The organism is Sneathia sp. DSM 16631, assembly GCF_014892235.1.
GTDB classification, from domain to species: domain Bacteria; phylum Fusobacteriota; class Fusobacteriia; order Fusobacteriales; family Leptotrichiaceae; genus Sneathia; species Sneathia vaginalis.
Genome location: NZ_JADBHL010000049.1, coordinates 1 through 321, shown reverse-complemented (window position 1 = coordinate 321; position 321 = coordinate 1). Strand labels below are relative to the sequence as shown.

1 protein-coding gene is annotated in these 321 nt (G+C 30.2%); it reads right to left on the bottom strand.

Annotation, left to right across the window (positions count from 1 at the left end; genetic code table 11):
- Positions 1–321: hypothetical protein (locus tag IMK15_RS06365; RefSeq protein ID WP_192942293.1), on the bottom strand; the 321-nt coding region annotated here is incomplete at both ends.

The following is a 321-nucleotide window of genomic DNA, read 5'->3' as shown; positions in this document are numbered from 1 at the left end:
TCTAATTCATATGAGTGTGCATATGCATCTTTGTTTAATTTGATTTGTCCATCTGTTAATAGGTCTTTGACATCTGATGTTCCATTTACTTGGTATCTGAAGTTTGCTTTACCTGTTAACTTAGTATCTTTTAATCCTGCATATGTTCCTTTTGCTGAAAGATCAACAAACTTAAATGCTTCTTCTTTTGCATATGTATGATTTAATTTTAAGCTTGCTTCTAAGTCTTCAAATTTATTTAATTTCTTAGCAGCTACTTTTAATACGTGTTCTGATTCTACACCTTTACCATATTCTCCATCTTTCTTTTCAAATGGGAAT